Source organism: Hymenobacter sp. HD11105 (assembly GCF_054051685.1).
In genome coordinates this window covers 579,380-599,533 of record NZ_JBSWBR010000003.1, presented here as the reverse complement: position 1 = coordinate 599,533, position 20,154 = coordinate 579,380, and the positions used below count along the sequence as shown (strand labels likewise).

General features: G+C 55.2%; 22 protein-coding genes. 7 read left to right on the top strand and 15 right to left on the bottom strand.

Going from position 1 to position 20,154, the window contains the following annotated elements; genetic code table 11:
- Positions 1-19: 19 nt before the first annotated feature.
- The 4 genes from ACW9KT_RS13095 to ACW9KT_RS13080 form a co-directional block, all read right to left on the bottom strand.
- A complete protein-coding gene (locus ACW9KT_RS13095; RefSeq protein ID WP_457081065.1) occupies positions 20-502 on the bottom strand; it encodes a RidA family protein in 483 nt (160 codons plus the stop codon).
- A 1-nt stretch (position 503) separates the two neighbouring features.
- Positions 504-863: a cupin domain-containing protein gene (locus ACW9KT_RS13090; RefSeq protein WP_457081063.1), complete on the bottom strand. Its 360-nt coding sequence runs from the start codon at positions 861-863 to the stop codon at positions 504-506.
- Positions 864-990: 127 nt separating this feature from the next.
- Positions 991-1,401, bottom strand: a complete 411-nt coding sequence (locus tag ACW9KT_RS13085) for a hypothetical protein (RefSeq protein WP_457081061.1) — start codon at positions 1,399-1,401, stop codon at positions 991-993.
- Positions 1,402-1,548: 147 nt separating this feature from the next.
- Positions 1,549-1,764 carry a hypothetical protein gene (locus ACW9KT_RS13080; RefSeq protein WP_457081059.1) on the bottom strand — a complete coding sequence of 72 codons (216 nt, stop codon included), beginning with the start codon at positions 1,762-1,764 and terminating at the stop codon, positions 1,549-1,551.
- 269 nt (positions 1,765-2,033) lie between these two features.
- On the opposite strand from ACW9KT_RS13080, the gene ACW9KT_RS13075 reads away from it, so the two are divergent.
- Complete coding sequence (locus tag ACW9KT_RS13075) at positions 2,034-2,507, top strand: LexA family protein (protein WP_457081057.1); 474 nt, start codon at positions 2,034-2,036, stop codon at positions 2,505-2,507.
- Positions 2,508-2,565: 58 nt separating this feature from the next.
- Positions 2,566-2,838: a hypothetical protein gene (locus tag ACW9KT_RS13070; RefSeq protein WP_457081055.1), complete on the top strand. Its 273-nt coding sequence runs from the start codon at positions 2,566-2,568 to the stop codon at positions 2,836-2,838.
- Between the two features lie 86 nt (positions 2,839-2,924).
- On the opposite strand, the gene ACW9KT_RS13065 is transcribed toward ACW9KT_RS13070, so the two are convergent.
- Positions 2,925-3,071 carry a hypothetical protein gene (locus ACW9KT_RS13065; protein ID WP_457081053.1) on the bottom strand — a complete coding sequence of 49 codons (147 nt, stop codon included), beginning with the start codon at positions 3,069-3,071 and terminating at the stop codon, positions 2,925-2,927.
- Here ACW9KT_RS13065 and ACW9KT_RS13060 point away from each other — a divergent pair.
- Together ACW9KT_RS13060 and ACW9KT_RS13055 are read left to right on the top strand one after the other, a co-directional pair.
- Positions 3,070-3,450 carry a hypothetical protein gene (locus ACW9KT_RS13060; protein WP_457081051.1) on the top strand — a complete coding sequence of 127 codons (381 nt, stop codon included), beginning with the start codon at positions 3,070-3,072 and terminating at the stop codon, positions 3,448-3,450. The genes ACW9KT_RS13065 and ACW9KT_RS13060 overlap by 2 nt on opposite strands.
- Before the next feature lie 21 nt (positions 3,451-3,471).
- Positions 3,472-3,672 (top strand): hypothetical protein, encoded by a 201-nt coding sequence (locus ACW9KT_RS13055; RefSeq protein WP_457081049.1) that lies wholly within the window; start codon positions 3,472-3,474, stop codon positions 3,670-3,672.
- Between the two features lie 529 nt (positions 3,673-4,201).
- Here the strand turns inward: ACW9KT_RS13055 and ACW9KT_RS13050 are convergent.
- Positions 4,202-7,039, bottom strand: a complete 2,838-nt coding sequence (locus ACW9KT_RS13050; RefSeq protein ID WP_457081047.1) for a S8 family peptidase — start codon at positions 7,037-7,039, stop codon at positions 4,202-4,204.
- 147 nt (positions 7,040-7,186) lie between these two features.
- Here ACW9KT_RS13050 and paaN point away from each other — a divergent pair, with 147 nt between their 5' ends.
- Complete coding sequence (gene paaN, locus ACW9KT_RS13045) at positions 7,187-8,863, top strand: phenylacetic acid degradation protein PaaN (RefSeq protein WP_457081045.1); 1,677 nt, start codon at positions 7,187-7,189, stop codon at positions 8,861-8,863.
- A 75-nt stretch (positions 8,864-8,938) separates the two neighbouring features.
- On the opposite strand, the gene ACW9KT_RS13040 is transcribed toward paaN, so the two are convergent.
- The 7 genes from ACW9KT_RS13040 to ACW9KT_RS13010 form a co-directional block, all read right to left on the bottom strand.
- Positions 8,939-9,667: a LytR/AlgR family response regulator transcription factor gene (locus ACW9KT_RS13040; protein WP_457081043.1), complete on the bottom strand. Its 729-nt coding sequence runs from the start codon at positions 9,665-9,667 to the stop codon at positions 8,939-8,941.
- Positions 9,668-9,709: 42 nt separating this feature from the next.
- Positions 9,710-10,792 carry a sensor histidine kinase gene (locus ACW9KT_RS13035; protein ID WP_457081041.1) on the bottom strand — a complete coding sequence of 361 codons (1,083 nt, stop codon included), beginning with the start codon at positions 10,790-10,792 and terminating at the stop codon, positions 9,710-9,712.
- Between the two features lie 178 nt (positions 10,793-10,970).
- The gene (locus tag ACW9KT_RS13030) at positions 10,971-11,579 is read right to left on the bottom strand and encodes a DUF7010 family protein (protein WP_457081039.1); all 609 of its coding nucleotides are present in this window, start codon (positions 11,577-11,579) and stop codon (positions 10,971-10,973) included.
- Positions 11,580-11,675: 96 nt separating this feature from the next.
- Complete coding sequence (locus tag ACW9KT_RS13025) at positions 11,676-12,599, bottom strand: alpha/beta fold hydrolase (RefSeq protein ID WP_457081037.1); 924 nt, start codon at positions 12,597-12,599, stop codon at positions 11,676-11,678.
- Positions 12,600-12,893: 294 nt separating this feature from the next.
- Positions 12,894-13,211: an outer membrane protein assembly factor BamE domain-containing protein gene (gene bamE / locus ACW9KT_RS13020; RefSeq protein WP_457081035.1), complete on the bottom strand. Its 318-nt coding sequence runs from the start codon at positions 13,209-13,211 to the stop codon at positions 12,894-12,896.
- Positions 13,212-13,221: 10 nt separating this feature from the next.
- On the bottom strand, positions 13,222-13,524 hold the full coding sequence (locus ACW9KT_RS13015) for a sll1863 family stress response protein (protein WP_457081033.1): 303 nt from the start codon (positions 13,522-13,524) through the stop codon (positions 13,222-13,224).
- Positions 13,525-13,731: 207 nt separating this feature from the next.
- On the bottom strand, positions 13,732-14,289 hold the full coding sequence (locus ACW9KT_RS13010) for a hypothetical protein (protein WP_457081031.1): 558 nt from the start codon (positions 14,287-14,289) through the stop codon (positions 13,732-13,734).
- 293 nt (positions 14,290-14,582) lie between these two features.
- Here ACW9KT_RS13010 and ACW9KT_RS13005 point away from each other — a divergent pair, with 293 nt between their 5' ends.
- Positions 14,583-15,392: a hypothetical protein gene (locus ACW9KT_RS13005; protein WP_457081029.1), complete on the top strand. Its 810-nt coding sequence runs from the start codon at positions 14,583-14,585 to the stop codon at positions 15,390-15,392.
- Between the two features lie 105 nt (positions 15,393-15,497).
- Here the strand turns inward: ACW9KT_RS13005 and ACW9KT_RS13000 are convergent, their stop codons facing one another.
- The gene (locus ACW9KT_RS13000; RefSeq protein WP_457081027.1) at positions 15,498-16,733 is read right to left on the bottom strand and encodes a PQQ-dependent sugar dehydrogenase; all 1,236 of its coding nucleotides are present in this window, start codon (positions 16,731-16,733) and stop codon (positions 15,498-15,500) included.
- Between the two features lie 21 nt (positions 16,734-16,754).
- Complete coding sequence (locus ACW9KT_RS12995; RefSeq protein ID WP_457081025.1) at positions 16,755-17,489, bottom strand: hypothetical protein; 735 nt, start codon at positions 17,487-17,489, stop codon at positions 16,755-16,757.
- 269 nt (positions 17,490-17,758) lie between these two features.
- Here ACW9KT_RS12995 and ACW9KT_RS12990 point away from each other — a divergent pair, with 269 nt between their 5' ends.
- Positions 17,759-19,879 (top strand): TonB-dependent receptor, encoded by a 2,121-nt coding sequence (locus ACW9KT_RS12990; protein WP_457081023.1) that lies wholly within the window; start codon positions 17,759-17,761, stop codon positions 19,877-19,879.
- The last annotated feature ends 275 nt before the right edge of the window (positions 19,880-20,154 follow it).

The following is a 20,154-nucleotide window of genomic DNA, read 5'->3' as shown; positions in this document are numbered from 1 at the left end:
CCGTGAAGTTGATGGTTGCCTAGTCTGTAACTGCTATTGCTTCTACTTCGACCAAAATGCCATCCTGAAACAATGCATCTACGCCCGCTAAGGTGCTGGCAGGGCGATTTTGGGAAGGGAAGAACTGGTCACGCACTTCCCGAATCAGCACAATCTGACTGGGTTTGTAGCCTACCACATAGTAGTTCAGCTTCACGACGTCGGCAGTAGTGGCACCAGCCGCTGCCAAGGCTGTTTTAAGGTTTTGAAATACCTGCACGAGTTGGGCCCGCAAGTCGCTCGCGCCTACTAGCTCACCTTTGGCATTAAAAGCTACTTGCCCGGAAATATATACGGTCCGGCCCCCACGCACCGTCACTACCTGCGTGTAGCCCGACGATTTAGGAAGGCCCTCGGGGTTGATAAATTCTTTCTGTGGCTTAGGCTTAGCTGCTTGGGCTAGGGCCTCAGTTGTAAGTAAGTTTGCTAGGCAGCAAAGGAAAGCGAAGAGTAATTTCCGCATGTTACAATACTTCTAGCTCCTTGCGGGTTCGCTCGTTCTCTACATTGCCGGTGTTGAGCGTGGTTTTCGGCTCAATCATCATGATCCAGGTTTCTCCCTCCGTACGCGGGCGGTGTTCTACACCTTTGGGTACTACTAGTAGCTCGCCGGGTCGTAGCTCAACGGTTTTGTCCCGGAAATCCATGATAAGCGTGCCCTGTACCACAATAAATAGTTCGTCTTCATTTGCATGGCTGTGCCAAATGAACTCGCCCTGCACCTTGGCAATCTTGATATGCTGGTCATTCAGCTCCCCGATAATGCGCGGATTCCAGTGGTCGTTAAACTGTGCGAATTTTTGGGACAAGTTGATTGGTTCCATAAAAAGAAGGGGTTTGATGCTGGATGTAGTGCGGATGAAAGGAGGCAGCTTAAGCAGGGAATTACATACCAATGACCCTTTTTTGTAGGTTCATTGGGCTCGGAAGGGCGCGTCGGGGCGGAAACTCTTACGCAGCTGCTGCCGGCTCCAGGCGTACCTCGCGAGGCTTTTGCACCAAGTAGTAATAGAGCAGCGTGAACAGGCCTAGCAAGAAGGGAATTAGCGCCAGATGCTTACCCGTGACGCTGCCCCACACCCGCACGGCTTCAAAGTTGAAAAACTCGCTGATCATCCAGTACGAGTTGGCCGTAATCCAGAACAGGATAGCTAGGTTATGCGCTAGTTCAGCTTTGATGGTGCGCGTACGCCAAGTAATAATCAAGGCAATGGTGAGCGTTGGAAGTATCATGCTCAGCCCTAGTGGTCGCCAGAATATACACCAACCGATGTCTTTGAGGAGCCAAAAAAGAATGTGCATGTTTTCCATGCGGCGGTAAGGGGCCGGAATGCTGTAAACCTGGTCATTGGGCTGTTCCATAAGTAGCAAATTACACCCAAATATATCGCCTGTAGCGCTTTGTGTGAACAGTGTGAAACAGCGGTGCGCAAAGGCGGAAATAAAAAGGCTGCTTCCGCAGGACGGAAACAGCCAGAAAGCTGAGGTAAGAGGTAAACGCTTGAAAGGTTAGTTCAGCCAAACTTGCGCCACCATTTCGAAGCGGTGGGGGGCAAATGCGCCGTAGGGCCGCTCGGCGTAAAAGCCGAGTACATGAAACTGAGGCTGCCGAGTACGTGCATTAGGAAGCACACGCACCGGATACACCTGTTGAGCAGTGGGCCAGTCGCCGATATAGTCGGCGGGGCGACGGCTGTCATCCACGCAACGGGCGTATTGTTGCACGGGAAGCGGAGTAGGGAGCTTTACTTTCGACATAATCAAAGATACGAATTTCTGTATTAAACTAAAAATATTAGTTTAATTTCTTATTGAAATGAAAGCTGAAATATTCAGCAGTCGAGTGCTTAAATCCAGTAATCAAACTGTAGAGTTGTATTCAAGTCTATACATAAACAGATTGTTTAAGAAAACTTTTGAACAACTAAACAAAACTATTTACTAAAATAATTAGTAAATAGCAGCCTGGGTTGGCACATGCCGCCCCCTAGCTGATGAGTGCTGTCCTGATATATGATTTCCCGCTTGAAAGCCTGAACCTGGAGTTGCCGTTTTATGCCTGCCCGGTGCCTGCTGGCTTTCCTGCGCCCGCCGATGACCACCAAGAAGCGGCCCTCGACTTAACCCGTCATTTGTTTACCAATCCTGCCGCTACGTTCCTGGCCCGCGTCACGGGCGACTCTATGGTGGGAGCCGGAATCTATCCCGGCGACCTTATTGCCGTCGACCGCGCCCTGACGCCCACTGATGGCCACATTGTGGTGGCAGTAGTGGATGGTGAACACACGTTGAAACGACTGCGGTACAAAGGTACACGTATTTGGTTAGAAGCTGAGAATGAGCTTTATCCAGCCATTGAGCTACTAGCCGATGCCCGCCTAGACGTGTGGGGAGTGGTTACACACGTAATTCATTCCTTGGTTACGAGGAGGTCGGCACTGCTGCGGCCGCTGCCCCCGCGTACGTAGGCTAACGCAAGCGTTTGGTATTGCGTAGAAAGCGCTGAACACTTTATCTCGTATTCCTATGCCACATATCCAAAACTCAGACGGTAGCACGCAGTGGATTGCCCCCGGTGGGCTGCCTCTCATTCCGCAAGAGGAACTGCACCGCATTCTCGATGAAGAAAATATCCAGCCAGAGAGCTTGGAGAAGAAGACAGCTTCATTGGCTAAGAAAATTCAGAGCACCTATGAGAAAACATCAGGCGAAAAGCTACAGTCTGGCGACATAGAAGCCTTTCAAGCGTTAGTTCAGCGCGAATCGGCCAACTATCTGGCTCGGCGGCCTCACCCGTAGCTAGCTCATACATGCTACAAACTCACAAAAAAGCCCCCCAGACTATTTCTGGGGGGCTTTTTTGTGATATGGCCAGTTACCAAGTTTTAGCGTCCACCCGTAGTAGAGCCGCTAGTAGAGCCGCCGCCACCCGATGTAGAGCCGGAAGTAGAACCCGACGTGGTGCCGCTAGTAGAGCTGCCACTAGTTGAGCCACCGCTAGTTGTGCTGCCGCTCGTCGAGCCTGAAGTCATGCCACCGCTAGTTGAGCCCGAGGTTGTGCGGGTGCCACTGGTTGACCCACCTGTGGAGCCGGTGGTTGAACCGCTTGTGGAGCCGCTGGTGCTCCGCATTGAGCCACTGGTCGAACCGCTAGTAGAGCTGCCACTGGTGCTGCGGGTGCCGCTAGTTGTGCTACCGCTAGTGCTGCGCATCGTACCGCTTGTCGAGCCAGAACCAGAAGTAGAACTGCCGCTAGTCGAAGTGCCGCTTGTAGAACGGCCGCTAGTCGAAGTGCCGCTTGTAGAACGGCCGGTGGTTGTGCTGCCACTGGTCGAGCTGCCGCTGGTAGATCTGGCTGCTCCTGTGTTTTTGCTACCACTAGCAGCGGTAGTTGAAGTAGTAGAGCCTTGAGCACCACCTGTACGGCCCGCTGTGGAAGTACCGCTCGTGCTGCCGGAAGAAGAACCAGTAGTAGTGCGGCTTGAACCGGAAGCGCTAGTAGTACCCGAAGTAGAGCCACCACCCGAACCCGAGGTGCTGCCGCTAGTGCTACCAGCAGTAGAGCCAGACGTGCTACCCGAGGTAGAGCCTGAAGTGCTACCACCAGAAGTAGTGGAGCCAGATGTACTTTGAGCTTTGGCAGTAGCCATGCTGGCTGCCACGACGGCAACCATTACAACGATCTTCTTCATAAAATTAGGTTTGGTTGTGAGAGGGATGATAAAACGGTAATTCACTATATGACAGCTCTGCTATATGCTGTGCGTCAGTGCTTTACGTCTGCGGTTATCAGAAGTTTTCTTTTTCGGATATTATATACTCCAACTCGTTCTGTATCAAAGCACTGATTTTTAGCTAGCACAACACTACCTCTGCTAAGTCTGAAGTAGTGAAGCTCACCACTACCGAAGCTAGATCAGGGGGGTTTGGTAAGTTGTGGACATATATGCTCAAAGTCAGAGGCTTACCTTTTTCTAGTAACTTCTTAATAGCATGCTAACTTTTAGGCAAATCTTCATCTGATTGGTGGTGATGACTACAACTTATTTATGCACAAAAAACGGCGGGCACCTTATCCTGCATTCAGGTTAAGGTGCCCGCCGTTTTTTGTGCTATTCGAGTAAAATCTTTAATTCAGAATAGGGAATTCATCTCAGCTTACTTAGCGCTGTACCAATACACGCTGTTGTAGAATGCCCCCCAGTCCACTGACTTGCACCACGTACAGCCCAGCAGGACAAGCAGCTAAGTCGAGGTCGGTGACGGCAGCAGTGGGAGAGAGCGTACGCGTTAACAGTACTTGGCCCAGGGCATTGCGAACCACCAACGTCTGGGCTCCGAAAGTAGTAGGAACTTCGACCCGTAGCCGACCGGTAGTTGGGTTTGGGTACACCTGCCAAGCCGCGGCGGCTACTGCGGTGCGAGTAGGCAACACCAATGCCCGATAACGGTCCTGCGCTGAAGCGGCCGCCGTACGTATATCTGCCAGCGAATTGCCCCCCAACAGAGCGAAAGCCACCGTCACGGAGTCGCCGGGGGCAAGGGCCTTCAGGCTGGCACCCGCTACCTGCGATACGTCGGTGCCTGCAGGGGCACCGGCCGTGCGCTGCGTGTTGCCACTGCTAAGCACCGCAAATTTTTCAGCCGTACTAAAGCCATTACTTGTTGTGACCTCGGCCCCATTGCTTAGCAGATTATCAATGGCATAATAGGTGGGATTGCCGCCGCTTAGGTGTTTTATGCCCGCGTACTGCGAGGCCGCATCCAGCGCCCGCACGTAGCCGAAACTGCCTGCCTCATCCCACTCAGCCACATTTTGACTGTTCGCCGGCGGCAAGTCCCAGTCAAGGTATATGCCCGCGTGAAGCGTTTTCAGGGTGTCGGGGGTAATGTTAGTAAGCTGACATTCCAAGAGCACGTAGTCACGGTGCGGAGCCTCGGCCCAAGCCGCTGCTTTTTGCCGCACCCGTACACCGACTGCGGTAGCCGCCGTTTCGCCGCTGGGGGGCAAATTGCGGAAGTTGGCCTCGGCTTCTTGAGTGGCCCGCACGGGCCGGGCCCGTAGCGCAACCTGAGTTAAGGCCTCAAAGTCATTATCGATGCGCCACCGTCCGCCGTTGAGCTGGTCGTTGTGCAGTCGGTCGGCTACGCGCGTAGCCGAGGTACCTACCAGCAAGCCTCCCTCCGCCAGCAAATTGGGTCCTTCCTTATACCTGACGCCCTGGCCCAAGCTGGAGTACGCATCGTCGTAGCCCAGATTGCTCCGGCTATTAAGCGAAACATGCAGATTTCCAGCGTCGAGCACTACGTAATCGGGGTTTAAAAATACTTCCAGCAGCTGCTCATCGGTGTAGCCATCGGCACTGGTAAAGTTGTAGCGCAGTAGCGCTTTGGTATTAGCCGGAACATTGGCCGCTACCGTTAGCAGAAAAGGGGAGGAGGCAGTAGAAGCCCGGCCCAAAGTAGGCATTGACCCCACTGTATACGACCCGCGCTGCACGCTCAGGTAAGGCGAAAGTGACGTGAGCGTAACCGTCAGCCCCGATACTACCAGTAGCTGATTTTGAAGTTCAGCGGTAAGGCTCACTGCTTCGCTAGGGCGAAAGAAAGTGCGTTGGGGGGCAAATTGGCTAGCAACTACCCGCACTTGGCGGCGGTCAGTGAGCGCTACTGCCCGGTGCACATTGAGGCGGCCGGTGCCTAGCTTGCCCCGCAAAGGCGTATTGGCCAGCAGCTGATAAATGTCGTCGGTGGTTTGCCGAAGCTGCGCGGCTACTTGCGCGGCCGTATACTGCGGAAAGCGCACCCGCACCAACGCCGCCGCTCCGGCCACAATAGGCGCAGCAAAAGAAGAGCCGCGCACGGCCGCGTAGGAGTTGTCATTAGGGTGCCAAGTACTCAGAATATCCACGCCCGGCGCCGAAAGCGTCACGTGATTGCTGTACGTAGCATCCTGGGTGTCCGCGGCCGTCAGGGCTGCCACTGATATCACGTTGTCGTAGCTGGCGGGGTAATAGTCTACATCTCGACTCTCATTGCCCGCGGCGGCTACTACTACCGCGTCGCGGTTGATGGCCGCGTAGTTGATCACGTCCTGCTCGTATTGCGACTTGCCGCCCGCTGAGCCCCAGGATACATTGATTATGCGGCAGCCGTGATCGGCTGCATACACAATGGCCTCAAAGCCCCCGCCAAACGGCCGGCCGGGACGATTAGAAAATACTTTAATAGGTAATACTTTGCATCGGTAGCCCACGCCCGCAATGCCCTTTTCATTATCTGGACTGGCCGACGAGCAGCCAGCGACCATCAGGCCGTGGTCAAACGTGGGTCGGATGGCGGGGTCGTTGTCATCATCAGCAAAGTCCCACCCGCGAAAGTTATCTACGTAGCCATCTTTGTCATTGTCAATGCCATCGACGGGATCGGCGTAGTTGTACTTTATCTGGCCCTGCATGTCTTCGTGGGAAAACAGCATGCCTGTATCCAGCACTCCGATTACCATGCTGGTGTCGCCTTGGGTGATGTCCCAGGCTCGGTAGGCTTGAATAGTTTTCAGGTAATACTGACCACCGACGCGGGTGGAGTCGGCTAAGGGGTCGTTGGGCTGGCGCAGCAGTTCGCGCTCATATACGGGCTCTACGTACTCTAGTGTTCCTGTTTGGAGCAGAGCAAAGCGCGCTTTATGCAGTGATGTAGAAGACGGAAACCAGACTTGGTACACACGCCGCAAATCTACCGAGCCCGGTTGGTAGACACTGGGAGCCAAGGAGTGAGGAAATTTCTGCTCCACCTTGGTGGCGGCCAATGTGCGCAGCACACCGTCGAGCTGGGGGGCAATTTTGGGCTGTTGCCCTTCACCCGAAGCCGTTGGCTTTAGCTTAAAAACCAGCGTACCGGGCTGCGAAGCGGCTTGAGGCCCTGTCTGGGCCCGCACGCTCTGCGCCAGCCCCAGACTCATATTTAATACAAAGAGAAAAGCGAGTAGGGGTTGCTGCATACACAGGAAGCAATAGGGGCTGTTCGGGGCGGATTCCGTAAATTTAGGCTCCGTGAAGCAAAACACTTTTCATGCCGTGCTTTCACTTTTCGGAGAAACGCCTCACCCAGCATATTCAACAAGCTACGTTCCTTTTTTGATTCGACAATGACCGAAACCACCCAAAAACATCAGTCTACCCTCGATACGGCCATCAAAGCACTGCACGGTCGTACGTTCTTTGCTCATTTTCCCGAAAACCCTTCGCCCGAGATCTATGGCCCCGATGCCGACCGCCTCGGCCGCGAAGCCTTCGCTGCTCGTCGCAATCAGCACTATACCGAGCTGCTGCAAGGCGAGCCCGAGGCGTGGGTTGGTCAGGAGGAGTCGCCCTACGAGCAGCAGTCTTTGGGCATTAAGTACCCGTATTTTGCCCCCCAGACCCTGGTAGAGCGCGCCGAGAAAGCCTTCAGCGAGTGGCGCAAAGTGAAGCCCGCCCAGCGCGCGGCCTTGCTCACCGAAACCCTCGACGGCATCAAGGAACGCTTTTTTGAAATTGCTTACGCCACCATGCACACCACCGGGCAGGCCTACATGATGTCCTTCCAAGCCAGCGGCCCCCACGCCGCCGACCGTGCCTTGGAAGCCATTGCCGCTGGCTACGAGGAGCAAACCCGCTTCCCCGAGGAAACGACCTGGGAAAAGCCTATGGGAAAGTACAATATCACCCTGCAAAAAACCTGGCGCGCCGTGCCCAAAGGCGTGGCGCTGGTTATCGGCTGCGCGACCTTCCCCACCTGGAACACGGTGCCAGGCATGTTCGCCTCCCTGGTAACCGGTAACCCCGTTGTCATCAAGCCTCACCCTAAAGCGGTATTGCCTATCGCCATCGTGGTAGCCGAAGTACAGAAAGTGCTGGCCGAAAACGGTCTGGACCCAAACATCTGCCAGCTGGCCGTGGATGCCGAAGACCGCCTCATCACCAAGGACCTTTGCGAAAATCCCGCCGTGAAGCTCATTGACTACACCGGCGGCACCCAGTTTGGCGACTACGTGGAAAGCCTGAAAGGCAAGACCGTATTCACTGAAAAAACCGGCGTCAACAGCATCATTCTCGACTCCTGCGACGACCTCGACAAAGTAGCCCAAAATCTGGCTTTCTCGGTAAGTCTGTACTCGGGTCAGATGTGCACAGCCCCACAAAACTTCTTCATTCCTGAAAACGGCGTAACCGTGAATGGCGAGCAAGTGCCCTACGAGGATGTAGTGCAAAAGCTGGCCGGCGCTGTTACGGGCTTGGCTACCAACCCCAAAGCCGGTCCGCACGTGCTAGGTGCTATTCAAAACCCCGCTACTCAGGAGCGGGTGGAGCAGATGGCCCTGAACGGCGGCCGCAGCATTCTGGCCCACGGCACCGTGAACAACCCCACCTTCCAGAACGCCCGCACCTGCTCGCCGAGCATCTACGAAGTGCAGTCGAGCCAGGTGGAGCAGTACAGCCAGGAGCTGTTTGGGCCAATTATGCTGGTTATCAAGACCAAAGACACCCAGGAAAGCATCCGCCTGGCGGCCCAACTGGCGCGGGAGCACGGCGCTATCAGTTGCGGCGCTTACACCACCGACCAGGTAATCAAGGAGCAAATCATGGACGAGATGAGCCTGGCCGGCACGCCGGTGAGCTTCAACCTCACGGGGGGGATTTATGTAAACCAAAACGCCGGCTTCTCCGATTTCCACGTGACGGGCGGCAATCCGGCTGGTAACGCTTCCTTTACGAACCCTGAGTTTGTGATCAAGCGATTTACGTGGGTCGGCTTCCGCGAGCCAGCGCAAGCGGCTGTTTAGTCAAGCTTTAAGTGCTTAAAAGCGCCTGCTCTCCTGAGGTATGGAGAGCAGGCGCTTTTTTGTTCTGGCGGGGCCTCACAAACTCATCACCTCACGAAACCGCACCGACTGCTGGCGCGAAACTTCTACCTCGGGCCCGTCTTTCAGCTTGATTTTGAGCGTGTTGCTAAACCAGGGCTCAATCGTGTCAATCCACTTCAGGTTGATGATCTGCTGTCGATTAACTCGGAAGAAAACCTTAGGATCGAGGCGGGTTTCGAGGTGCTGGAGGGTGCGTGGGATGAGGGGGCGGCAGTCGTTGAAGTAAATTTGGGTGTAGCTGCCGTTGATTTCGAAGAGCTTGATGTCGGAGAGGCGCACAAACCAGCACCGCTCGCCGTCTTTCACAAATACCTGGTCGTGGGCGGTGAGAGGCGTGGCGGCGGGCTCGGTGGGGGCAGGAGTGGGCGGCGTTAGGCTCTGCGTGCGCGCTTTGTCCAGGGCGGCGGCGAGGCGGTTTTCCTGCACCGGCTTGAGCAGATAATCTAGGGCATTTACCTCGAAAGCGCGCAGGGCGTACTCGTCGTAGGCGGTGGTGAAGATGACCTGGGGGGCAATTTCCAATGATTCCAGCAACTCGAAGCCGCTGCCCCCGGGCATGTGAATGTCCAGAAACAGCAGATCGGGGTTGAGAGATTGAATCTGGGTGCGGGCCTCGGCGGCGTTCTTGGCTTCGCCCACTACGGCTACGTCGGGGAAGGCTTGCAGCAGGTGGCGCAGCTCAGTGCGGGCTAGGCGGGAGTCGTCTACGAGGAGGGCGTTCATTAATCGTGGTTGAGCGCTGCTGGGTGGGTTTTCGCTGCTTACTCAAGCCGACAGCGCGGCCTGCGTAGCATTGACGGGCAAGCGTAAATGCGCCACTACTGTATCAGGAGCGTCAGTGGCGTTGCCTAGGTCGAGGTGGGCTGCGGGGCCAAATAAAAGCTCGAGCCGCTCGCGCACGTTGCGCAAACCTACGCCTTGGTGGCCGGGTGTGGGCTGGTAGCGACCCGTGTTGCGCACCGTCACGACCAAGCAATCGTGGGCAGTATCAAGGTGAGCACTAAGCGAAATTTGCCCCCCAGCGGGCCGGGGCGCAATGCCGTGCTTGATGCTGTTTTCTACCAGTAGCTGCAAGGTCATGGGCGGGATGAGTACGTCGAGAGCGGCCGGGTCAACATCTAAATTGTAGTGCAAGCGCTCCTCCAACTGCACGGCTTCCAGCTCCAAGTAATGCGCCACAATTTCCATTTCGCGGGCCAGCGTCACCTGCTCGGTGCTGTTGAGCTGAATGGAGTAGCGCAGCAAGTCCGACAGATGCGTAATCATTTGGCGGGCGCGCAGCGGATCTTCCATCACCAGCGCCCGAATGTTGTTCAGACCATTGAAAATAAAGTGCGGGTTGATCTGGGCTTTGAGCGTGCGCATTTCGGCCTCGCGCACGGCGGCCGTTAACTTCCATTTATCAATGTCGGCTTGCTTATAGTTGTCGAGGTAGTGCAGGCCGAAGTATAAGCCGGTCCAGAGCGAGAACACGAAATTCATGTTCAGGGTGTAGAGCAGCAGATACGTCCAGCGGTATTCCTGCACGGTGAACACGCGCAGCACAAACATCATGATAAGTGCTACCACGCACTGCGTCAGAAACGCCAGCGTCAAATTAAGCGGCAGCAGCCGAATCAGCACTTTCGGCACTGATAGTTTCAGCCAGCCATTGCGGCGAATAAGAAAGCGTACACCGTGGGTCGTAGCAATGTACAGCCCCATCATAAACACCTGCGTAGCAAGTAAACTGGCCGTAACCTTTTGCCCAGTGAGAACAATGATGAGCATTCCCAAAGCCATAAATATCCCCCAGCAAACCACTTGCAAGGTCCAGTAAAGGCGGCGACGGGAGATGGAAATGGCCATGAGAAAATGGTTGGCTACAGAAAAATTATGCTGCTCAGTGAGTGTGACTAAGCTGTAATAATAGCAGACAGGGCGTCATGCAGAGCACAGCGAAGCATCTCGCTCGCGGTAATAAGATTGCTAATCCTGCGTCAGCACGCGAGATGCTTCGCGCTGCCCTGCATGACCGCCTTTAAGGTTAAGCAAACTGCCCTTGTGCTACAGAATTTGTTGGTACAGAGAGACTATTATAGACGGCCGTATTTCTTCTATAAGAGATAGAAATTGTAACGCTCAATAGTACAAGCGAAACGACAATAAAAAGCGGAATCAAATACACATTCTCGGGAGTCGTATTCAAGCCGATTAGCATACTGCCGAACGAGATAATGCCTGCTATAATGGCGTAGGCTTTTACATTATAAAACCACGCGTAGGGAAAGAAATGCGCCCCAGTAATAATCCCGTAGGTCATGATAAAGTATTGGGGTTCTTTGATGTACACGAATATCAAAAACGGGAAATAAAATAGCTGAGCAAAGTTTAGCCATAAACCCAAGGGTTGTAGCGGGTTGCTTTTTATTGTCCAAGTGGTGCTAAATACTTTCGAAAAAGCCCAAGCCAACGGCAGCATTGCCCCGCTGATCATAAAGGTGAATAAACTGTTCTGGCCCGGCGTATTTGGCTGCATCCAAACTACCGTAATAACCGACCAAAGAATGCTGGCGGCCACAATAAAGTCGATACCGTTTTTGGCCTTCACCGATAATTCCAGTCGCAAGGCATTAAAGTCTTTTTCGGGTAGCATGGGGAACTGAATATTGGGTGCGTTTGCGCAGATATAGAAGGTGACTTTCTCCCCCGCAGCTCCCAGTAAGTTGGAGCACACGGGGGAGGAAAAGCGTTATTTTTTAGCTACTGCATGTTGCTTCAAAAATGCATCGGTCTGGGCGAAAAACCACGCGGTGTCGTCCCACATCAGAAAGTGCTTGCCGGCCTCCGACATTTCGATTTGGTGCTGGGGCAGCTTGGTGTATTGCTGGGCGAAAATGGCGCGAGTGCTTTCCTTGGTCGAGCCGTACGCTTTGTACGCGGCCCAGGCACCAAGTACCAGCGTAGGCTGCTGAATGCGAACCAGGTCGGCGCGCAAGTCGGTGGTGTACATATCATACATAGCCTGGGCAACGGTGGGAACATCGGAATCTTGGCCCCAGCGCGTGGCCTGGCTGATGCGAGCCGTGTCCGTCATTAGGCTAGCTACCATTTGGCGCTGCGCGGCGATAGGCATTTTGCCTTTCATCTGCTGGCGCATGCCTTCGGCCATGGGCTTCGCCATTTCGGCGGTCATGGCCGGGTTTTGAATGGCGGAAAGAAAGGGCAGCGAATCGATAATTACTAGTGGACCGATGGCTTCGGGAGCGGTGGTGCTCATCCAAAGACCCAAAAAGCCCCCCAGGCTGTGTCCCACTACCACGGGCCGATTTAGCTTCTGGGTTTTGATGTAGGTGAGCAGCTCGTCGCGCACGGTCTGGAGCAGGTGGTCGGGGGTGCTGGGCTGGGCCGGTTGGCTTCCAAATCCAGCCATTGATATTACGTGGCACTGGTATTGTTTCTGGTAGCGGGCCACCGTTTCGTCCCACACGGCGCCGGGGCAGGTGAGGCCGGGAATCAGCAGCATGGGCTTGCCTTTGCCGGTTACTTTTACCGAGAAGGAAGGATGAGCGGTGGGGTTATCGGTGGCGCTCAGCAGCACGGGCAGGCAAAAGCACAGCAGCAAGAGCAGCACGAGGGAGTAACAATACTGACGAAAGGAGGAAAACTGGGTCACGGCTGAGGGTTTAGAGGTGAATAACTGACTCAAACCTAGTCGTGAATTTGCCCCCCAGAAACAGAATTTTAGCGAACGGTAACTGCGCCGGGCCAATGGCTTTTAAACCGGCTAAACGGATTTCATTTAACAGTTAGCAATGATCAGTTTACAGTTATTAATTAGCATTTAACAATAGCTGTGACGCATAAAAAAGCCCTCTGAAATATTTCAGGGGGGCTTTTTTAGGAGGCGGCTGTGGCTTTCCGTGTAGGCCGACTGGTAATTACTAACTGGTAATTGTTAACTGAAAACTTAGTTGCCCGTGGGGCGCTCAGAGCCGGAGGCTTGGGGAGCGCACTGCTTGGCTTTGACCTTTCCATCATCGCCAAATTCGATGCGGATCGGAGTAGTGTCGGTGGCGCTGCCAAAAAGGTAAGACCATACTTGACCGGGCCCCGAAGTGGTGTCGCGGCCGGTAGGCTCGCCCATAAGGCGGCGCACCTGGTCCTGGCTCATGCCAATCTCGACTTCGGCGCAACTCTTGGCATTCTGGTAACTTTCCTGGGCGGTACAGGCCGGCAGCAGAAAAAGGGCGACGGCCAGGGCAGCCAGCGGGAAGGGGTTTCTCATAAATAGAAGCTTAGATGAGGTTGCGCAGGTCGTCGCGCAGCGTGTCGATGCCGCGGCGGATTTCGTCCCAAGTGCTGGGGGCACGATTCGAGTTGTCAGTATCGCGACCGAGCATTTCAGCTAGCTTGGCGCGCTTGACTTCTAGTGCCGCTACGTGCTCGTGGTAGGTATGATGGGAGCTGGCAGTAGTGGCGTGGGCGCGGTTTTGCAGCGTTTTGATTTTGCTATCCAACTCATCCAAGGCTTGTTGTAATTCGGCTTCGGAGAGGTGGTTAGGCACGCGCATATTTTCGGGTTTGGGAGTATAGGACATAGGAGTACAGCAGAAGCGGCGGCCCACGCGGACCGACCAAAAGAAACAGATAGGTTGAGCTGTTCCTGTGTACTGTTATTGCCAAATAAAAGATGCCCGCCAAGGCCAGTAACGCTAATTACCACCCCAATTTTCGCTTTGCGAAAATATTCCCTCCTTGGTAGCTAGGTGAATTAGCGATCCTCTTATTCCGGTTTTGGCCAAGCGTTAAAAAGCCCCCCAGTGCGGCGGTAGCCCCAGTTCGCGGGCCAAGGGCGCGGCTCCTGACGCCCAGAGGCCCTTCAGCAGTGTGTTGATGTCCTTAGCCAGCTCCAGGTGATAGTCGGGGTGAAGTTTTTCGGCTTGACGCAACGCCTCCTGGGCCCGCCGTGCTAGGTGTTGAAGCAGGGGTTGGGTTGGGCCGTGCAGGCGCGCTACAGCTGCCGGTTGGTGCTCAAATACATTGTTCAACAAGCGCACCGTCAACTCTACCTCCCCGAAGATGTCGCCCGTGATTTTGGCGTGGTAGGCAATGCGCGCTTGTAGTTGGCGCACAATCACCAGCAAGTCGTTGGGCGTTTGATGGTAGCCGCGCACAGGGTCGTCTATCTGGGTGCGCAGAAACGTGCGGCGGTCTTCCAAGGCTTCTAGGCCTTCGAGTAGGCGGAAGGCTAGCTGTTCGGTCAGTACGGCGTCCTGGCTCACGAGGCGGGCGAGTAGCTGATCTTTCTCCTTTTGAGGCAGATTGAGGAGAGCTTTACGCAAGTCGGGTGGGAGAGCGGCCATAGAAGTTCAAAGCTACAAAAGCCACTCATTTAGTGATGAGTTATGCTAGTGGGCCGTTTAAAGAATTAAGGTCGTCATGCAGAGCGCAGCGAAGTATCTCGCGGGCTGATGTGAGATTACTAATCCTACTAAACACGCGAGATGCTTCGCTGCGCTCTGCATGACGGCCTTGTGATATGATCAGGTCTGCATGCGCACCTTCTGCACTTTCAGCCCTGTGCTAAAGGAGGAAACTTGGCTGTATCTTGCAGCATAGCCGCGCTCGGCGGCCTCCCCCTCTTATCTGCTTTCCTATGCGACCGTTTTCTCAATTTCTGCGCTTGGCCGCAGCTGCCGTTTTCAGTGGTCTGTTGCTGGCAGGCCCGGCTCAGGCTCAACAAGCGAAAGTGAAGAAAGGCTCTTATCCTGCCGCCGAAGGCTTCGACCAAGCCGGCTCCGATCCGAAGGCCATCGCCATTGCCGACAAGGTGATGAACGCCATGGGCGGCTACGATGCCTGGCGTAACACCCGCTTTCTGGCCTGGAGCTTCTTTGGGGGGCAATATCAGATTTGGGACAAGTACACCGGCGATTTCCATTGGGAAAGAGACACGCTAGTAGCCAACTACAACCTGAACACCAAGAAAGGCGAAGTGTACAGCCGTGGCCAGGATATTTCGGCCACACCCGCTGGCCAAAAAGTCCTCGACCGGCTCACGCCCATCTGGATTAATAACTCCTATTGGCTCGTAATGCCCTTCAAGCTCAAAGACTCCGGCGTGACGCTCACCTACAAAGGCGAAGGAAAAACTATGGACGGCGCCGCAGCCGACATCCTGCAAATGACCTTCAAGAACGTGGGTGTAACACCCGAAAATCGCTACGAAGTGCTGGTAAACCGCGCCACCAACCTAGTAGAAGAATGGGCTTACTTTCCTAAATATACTGATGAAAAGCCCGCCTTTCGCCGCCGCTGGAACGAGTACGCCAAGCACGGTCAACTCATGCTGGCCGCCGGGCGCTCCGAAGCAACAAAACCTGGTGGTCTTGAAAACATTGCCGCCGCCCAAACCCTGCCCGCCGGTATCATGACCAGCAAAACGCCCGTCGAGAAGCTTAAGTAAGAGCAGAAACGTCGAAGCCGCCGAACGACGGCAGAATGGTCAGGATACTCCGACCGCTCTGCCGCTGTTCGGCGGCTTCGACGTTTGAGTGAACTTTGCTTGCTATTAACGTCCCGTCTGGGTTTTCTTCGCAGGTTTGCCCCCCGGCGCAGCTCCAGCGTAGGCCACGCGGTATATAACCCCGTTGGCGTCGTCGGACACAAGCAGGGAGCCGTCGGCGTGCTGAGCGATACCGCAGACGCGGCCGAATTGCTCCTTATTGTTATTTACCAGCCAGCCCGTCACAAAGTCCTCGAACTTCTCGGGTTGGCCCTGGTCGTTGAAGTGCACGCGCACGATTTTGTAGCCGCTGGGCTCGGCGCGGTTCCAGGAGCCATGCATGGTCACGAAGGCGTCGTTCTGGTATTCTTTGGGAAATTGCCCCCCAGTGTTGAAAATCATGCCCAGCGGGGCCGAGTGAGCCGTGTAGAGCAACTTGGGTTTCTCAGTTTTGGCCGCGTACTGCTCGTGCGTGATGCCACCCGGTGGCTCGTCAGCGGGGTTGGCTTTGCCATCGGCAAACACGAAAGGCCAGCCGTAGTCGGCGCCTTCTTTTATCTCGTTTAGCTCCTCGCGCTGGTCTTCGTCGCCGAGCCAATCGATGCCGTGGTCGAAGCCGTAGAGCACTTTGGTGGTGGGGTGCCAGCCGAAGCCGATGGTATTGCGCAGGCCCTTGGCCACCACGCGCCGGCCAGAGCCGTCGGGCTTGATTTCTAGCAAGGTGGCGTTTTCCTTGTTGGGCTCGTCGCAGGCGTTGCAGGTGCTGCCCACCGACAGATACAGCTTACCATCGGGCCCAAAGTTGAGTGTGCGGTTGGGGTGCTGGCCCGCGTCGGGCAGGTCTTTGTAGAGCGTTTTTAGCTCGCTTAAGGTACCGTCAGACTTCACATCGGCGGCGTACACTTCGCGCACTGCGGCAATGTAGAGCTTGCCGTCTTTCATAGCCAGTCCGTGCAGGTGTTCGCGCTGGGCTACCTGCTTGGTGACGTCGGCCTTGCCGTCTTTGTTAGTGTCGCGCAACAGCGTGACGGTACCTTTGTCGCGGTTGCTCACGTACACGTCGCCATTGGGTGCTACCACCAGCATGCGGGGCTTTTCGAGCTTGTCGGCAAACTTGGTAACGGCGAAGCCCGCGGGCGCTTTCAGCTGCGCCACGCGGGCATCCGTGGCGTCTACTTGGCCGGGCTTGAAAATATTGCCCTTGTAAGAAGCCGTTACGGATTTCTGATAATCGTTCTGAGCAGCAGCAGTCAGGGCCGAGCAAAGCGCCGCGGCGGTAAGCGTATTTTTAAGAATGGTCATAGCTGAATAGATGAGGTTGGTCTATTCAACTGAACCGGAGAAAAATAGGTTATAGAATATATGCCTCACCGAAAGCAGAGTTATTATGATCGCTAAGGAGTAAAATAAAAGTAACTGAAGACCCTCAAGAGAATTAGTGAAGTCTGTAAAATTCTCAATAATTGCCTCACGCCTTCTCAGACGAAGATTCTCATTTCGCATTCTTTCGTTTTGAGCCTCCATTAATGCACCTGTACCGCAACTAATTATAGATATAGGTCTAGTAGTGGTGGCCTTACGTGCAGGCTTTTTTTCATCCAAAACGTACAAAGTTGGCACAGCTGGACGAAGGTCAAAAGCGAAGCGTTGTACGCTAACTGTATTCATGTATGAAAGTGCAGTTATCATATATTGGTAACTAGCTCCTTTACGAAAATAAATTCTTATGCCCTTTAAAGTGTCTAGGTTATTCACGGACGCTTTAATTCGTTTTTGTGCCTGTTGCCAATTGTACCAATCAAAAAACTTATTTCCTGTTATCTCAAAACTTTCCCACTGTCGCATACTCGCCAATTGTTGAGGGGAATGCCAAGGAATTTTGATGTAGTCTGATATAAAAGGGCGAGGTTCTAAAAAGGTTACTGCTAGAACTGCTTTAGTGCGTTCCTTCACAATAGGCGCAATAACCCCACACCCCACCAACAGCAGAAACGCCAGCGCCAGCAGGCCCGGCGGAAGCAGCAGTTTGCGACGGTGGCGGCGCGGGATGTAAAGCATGAGTGGCAGTGAGAAATGCGGTGATGTAAGATAAGAATAAGCCAATATTCTTTAACTGTTTTACAATAGCCCGTCATGCAGAGCGGAGCGAAGCATCTCGCGTGTTTAGCTGGATTAGTAACCTCTTATCAGCACGCGAGATGCTTCGCTCCGCTCTGCATGACGAGCTGTTGAAAGATTCCTTTAAGGTTTAAACTCAACCTGAGGGTTTTTTACCAACCTGCCAAGCGGATTTCCCGTTCGGGCTAGGGTTACGCTACACTTCCCCAATGCTTCTTCGTTACTGCCAGCCACTGCCGCTGCTTTTGCTGCTTCAGCTTCCTTCGCACGCCCAAACGCCTGATACTGCCCGCACCGTGCGCTTACCCGAGGCTACTGTGGTCGGCTACGGCCAGAACCTGCCGCTACGGCGCACGGCGGCCGGCGTGAGCGTGCTCGATGCCACCGTTATCGACCGCTTCAATCAAACCTCGCTTACCCAGGCCGTGAATACGCTGCCAGGGGTGCGGCTGGAAGAGCGAGCCACGGCCAGCTACCGTCTCAGCGTGCGCGGCAGCACGCTCCGCTCGCCGTTTGGGGTGCGCAACGTGAAGCTTTATTACAATGATATTCCCTTCACTGAGGCCAGTGGGGTCAGTCCGCTGAACCTGCTGGATCCGGCTTCTATTGGGCGCATTGAGGTAATAAAGGGGCCAGCGGGCAGTGTTTACGGCGCCGGGACGGGCGGCGCGGTACTGCTGAACACCCGCCGTCCCTTGCCGGGGGAGGCGCGGGCGCAAGTCGGGTTTACGGCCGGCAGCTTCGGGCTGCGACGCTACTCCGTGACCGCCGAATCGGGCTCGGCCACGGCTACTTTGCGCGCCCATTACACCCGCCAAACTCTCGATGGCTACCGCCAAAACAGCGCCCTGCGCCGCGACGTGCTGACTTTAGACGGTGAATTTGCCCCCTCAGAGCGGCGCACCATTTCGGTCAATGCCCTGTACACGGATCTGGATTATCAGATTCCCGGCAGCCTGACCAGGGCACAATTTGAGCAAAACCCACGGCAGGCGCGCCCAACAGTAGGCACCCAGCTCGGCACCGTCGATCAGCTGGCGGGCTATGCCTCGCGGACGGCCCTGCTAGGCGTCACGCATGATTACCGATTCAACAGTCGCTGGTCGAATAAGACCACGCTGTATACCTCGGCCACCACCATCCGGACGCCATTTCTGACGGATTTGGAGCGGAATACGGGCCTAGGATGGGGTGGACGCTCGGTGTTTGGCTACCGCGCGGCCCTGGCTGGGCGCCTGCTGCGTCTGAGCGCCGGGGGCGAGTTTCAAAGCAGTTTCGTGAACTCACGCAACTATCAGAACCGGCGCGGCACCCCCGGCCCGCTGCGCTACGACGACGAAATCAATACTAACTCAGGCTTCGGCTTCGGGCAGGCCGATTGGGAACTGCCCGCCGACTTTCTGCTGACGGTGGGCGCCAGCCTGAACGGGCTGCGCTACCGCATCGCGCGAGTATCGGATGCGGCGGGGCGGCCGGATAGCTTCCAGTTTCGGCGAAACTTCCAGCCGGTAGTGTCGCCGCGGGTGGCCCTACTAAAGGAAATTACCCCCCAGATATCAGCTTACGCCAGCGTAAGCAGCGGATTTTCGCCCCCCAGCGAGGCCGAAATTCGCCCTTCCGACGCTAGCCTCAACCGTGACCTGGAAGCTGAGCGCGGCACCAGCTACGAGTTAGGCACGCGCGGCAATTTGTTCAATAACCGCCTCGGCTTTGATGTGGCTTTGTTTGATTTTAGGTTGAAGGAAACCATCGTCACGCGCACCACGGAGGCGGGCGTCAACGTGTTCTTCAACTCCGGCTCTACCCGCCAGCGGGGAGTAGAAGCGGCCCTGAGCGGCTGGCTGTGGCGACCGACGCCTGCCGCCGTGGGGGCCATTTCTGCTATTTCACCCAATAGCCTGCCCGTCGGCCTGCGCGCTTGGGCCAGCTATGCGTACAATCATTTCCGCTTCCGCGACTACCAGCAGGGCGACCAAAACTACAGCGGCAACCGCCTCACCGGCACCGCCCCGCACACCCTCTCCGCCGGCCTTGACTTCAGCGAACAGCTGGGCTTCTACCTCCAACCTTCCCTTAGTCACCAAGCCCAAATTCCTCTAAACGACGCCAATACAGTCTATGCGGCTGGCTACTGGACGTTTGCTACGCGCGCCGGCTGGCGGCGGGTGCTGGGGGGCAAATTGGAAGCCGATATCTTCGCCGGCCTCGAAAACGCCACCAACCGTCGCTACAGCCTCGGCAACGATTTGAACGCCTTCGGCCAACGCTATTTCCAGCCTGCTCCCGGCCGCAACTGGTATACCGGCGTGCTGCTGGGCTGGCGCTGGTAGTGCCACGAGTGCCTCACTCCCCCGTTACCCGTTTCGCTTTATGCGCGAAGCCTAGAGGAGAGGAGGCGACGGAGCTATAGTTGTACACAGCTCCGTTGCCTCCGCAACCGTTACCATAAACTAGTTTTTAAATAAAAAGCCCCCAGAGATATTCTGGGGGCTTTTTAAGTTTTGCCAATCTGATAAAAGGCTATTGCCCGTACTTGAGGTAGGGGCGAAAGTGCAACGCAGAAAGACTGCCGTCTGGCTCTCCCTTCGTCGCTTGATGCGCGGAA

Coding starts and splice junctions, on each gene's coding strand:
- ACW9KT_RS13095 (WP_457081065.1), bottom strand. CDS start 502: ATGCGGAAATTACTCTTCGCTTTCCTTTGCTGCCTAGCAAACTTACTT.
- ACW9KT_RS13090 (WP_457081063.1), bottom strand. CDS start 863: ATGGAACCAATCAACTTGTCCCAAAAATTCGCACAGTTTAACGACCAC.
- ACW9KT_RS13085 (WP_457081061.1), bottom strand. CDS start 1,401: ATGGAACAGCCCAATGACCAGGTTTACAGCATTCCGGCCCCTTACCGC.
- ACW9KT_RS13075 (WP_457081057.1), top strand. CDS start 2,034: ATGAGTGCTGTCCTGATATATGATTTCCCGCTTGAAAGCCTGAACCTG.
- ACW9KT_RS13070 (WP_457081055.1), top strand. CDS start 2,566: ATGCCACATATCCAAAACTCAGACGGTAGCACGCAGTGGATTGCCCCC.
- ACW9KT_RS13060 (WP_457081051.1), top strand. CDS start 3,070: ATGCCACCGCTAGTTGAGCCCGAGGTTGTGCGGGTGCCACTGGTTGAC.
- ACW9KT_RS13065 (WP_457081053.1), bottom strand. CDS start 3,071: ATGACTTCAGGCTCGACGAGCGGCAGCACAACTAGCGGTGGCTCAACT.
- ACW9KT_RS13050 (WP_457081047.1), bottom strand. CDS start 7,039: ATGCAGCAACCCCTACTCGCTTTTCTCTTTGTATTAAATATGAGTCTG.
- paaN (WP_457081045.1), top strand. CDS start 7,187: ATGACCGAAACCACCCAAAAACATCAGTCTACCCTCGATACGGCCATC.
- ACW9KT_RS13040 (WP_457081043.1), bottom strand. CDS start 9,667: ATGAACGCCCTCCTCGTAGACGACTCCCGCCTAGCCCGCACTGAGCTG.
- ACW9KT_RS13035 (WP_457081041.1), bottom strand. CDS start 10,792: ATGGCCATTTCCATCTCCCGTCGCCGCCTTTACTGGACCTTGCAAGTG.
- ACW9KT_RS13030 (WP_457081039.1), bottom strand. CDS start 11,579: ATGCTACCCGAAAAAGACTTTAATGCCTTGCGACTGGAATTATCGGTG.
- bamE (WP_457081035.1), bottom strand. CDS start 13,211: ATGAGAAACCCCTTCCCGCTGGCTGCCCTGGCCGTCGCCCTTTTTCTG.
- ACW9KT_RS13015 (WP_457081033.1), bottom strand. CDS start 13,524: ATGTCCTATACTCCCAAACCCGAAAATATGCGCGTGCCTAACCACCTC.
- ACW9KT_RS13010 (WP_457081031.1), bottom strand. CDS start 14,289: ATGGCCGCTCTCCCACCCGACTTGCGTAAAGCTCTCCTCAATCTGCCT.
- ACW9KT_RS13005 (WP_457081029.1), top strand. CDS start 14,583: ATGCGACCGTTTTCTCAATTTCTGCGCTTGGCCGCAGCTGCCGTTTTC.
- ACW9KT_RS13000 (WP_457081027.1), bottom strand. CDS start 16,733: ATGACCATTCTTAAAAATACGCTTACCGCCGCGGCGCTTTGCTCGGCC.
- ACW9KT_RS12995 (WP_457081025.1), bottom strand. CDS start 17,489: ATGCTTTACATCCCGCGCCGCCACCGTCGCAAACTGCTGCTTCCGCCG.
- ACW9KT_RS12990 (WP_457081023.1), top strand. CDS start 17,759: ATGCTTCTTCGTTACTGCCAGCCACTGCCGCTGCTTTTGCTGCTTCAG.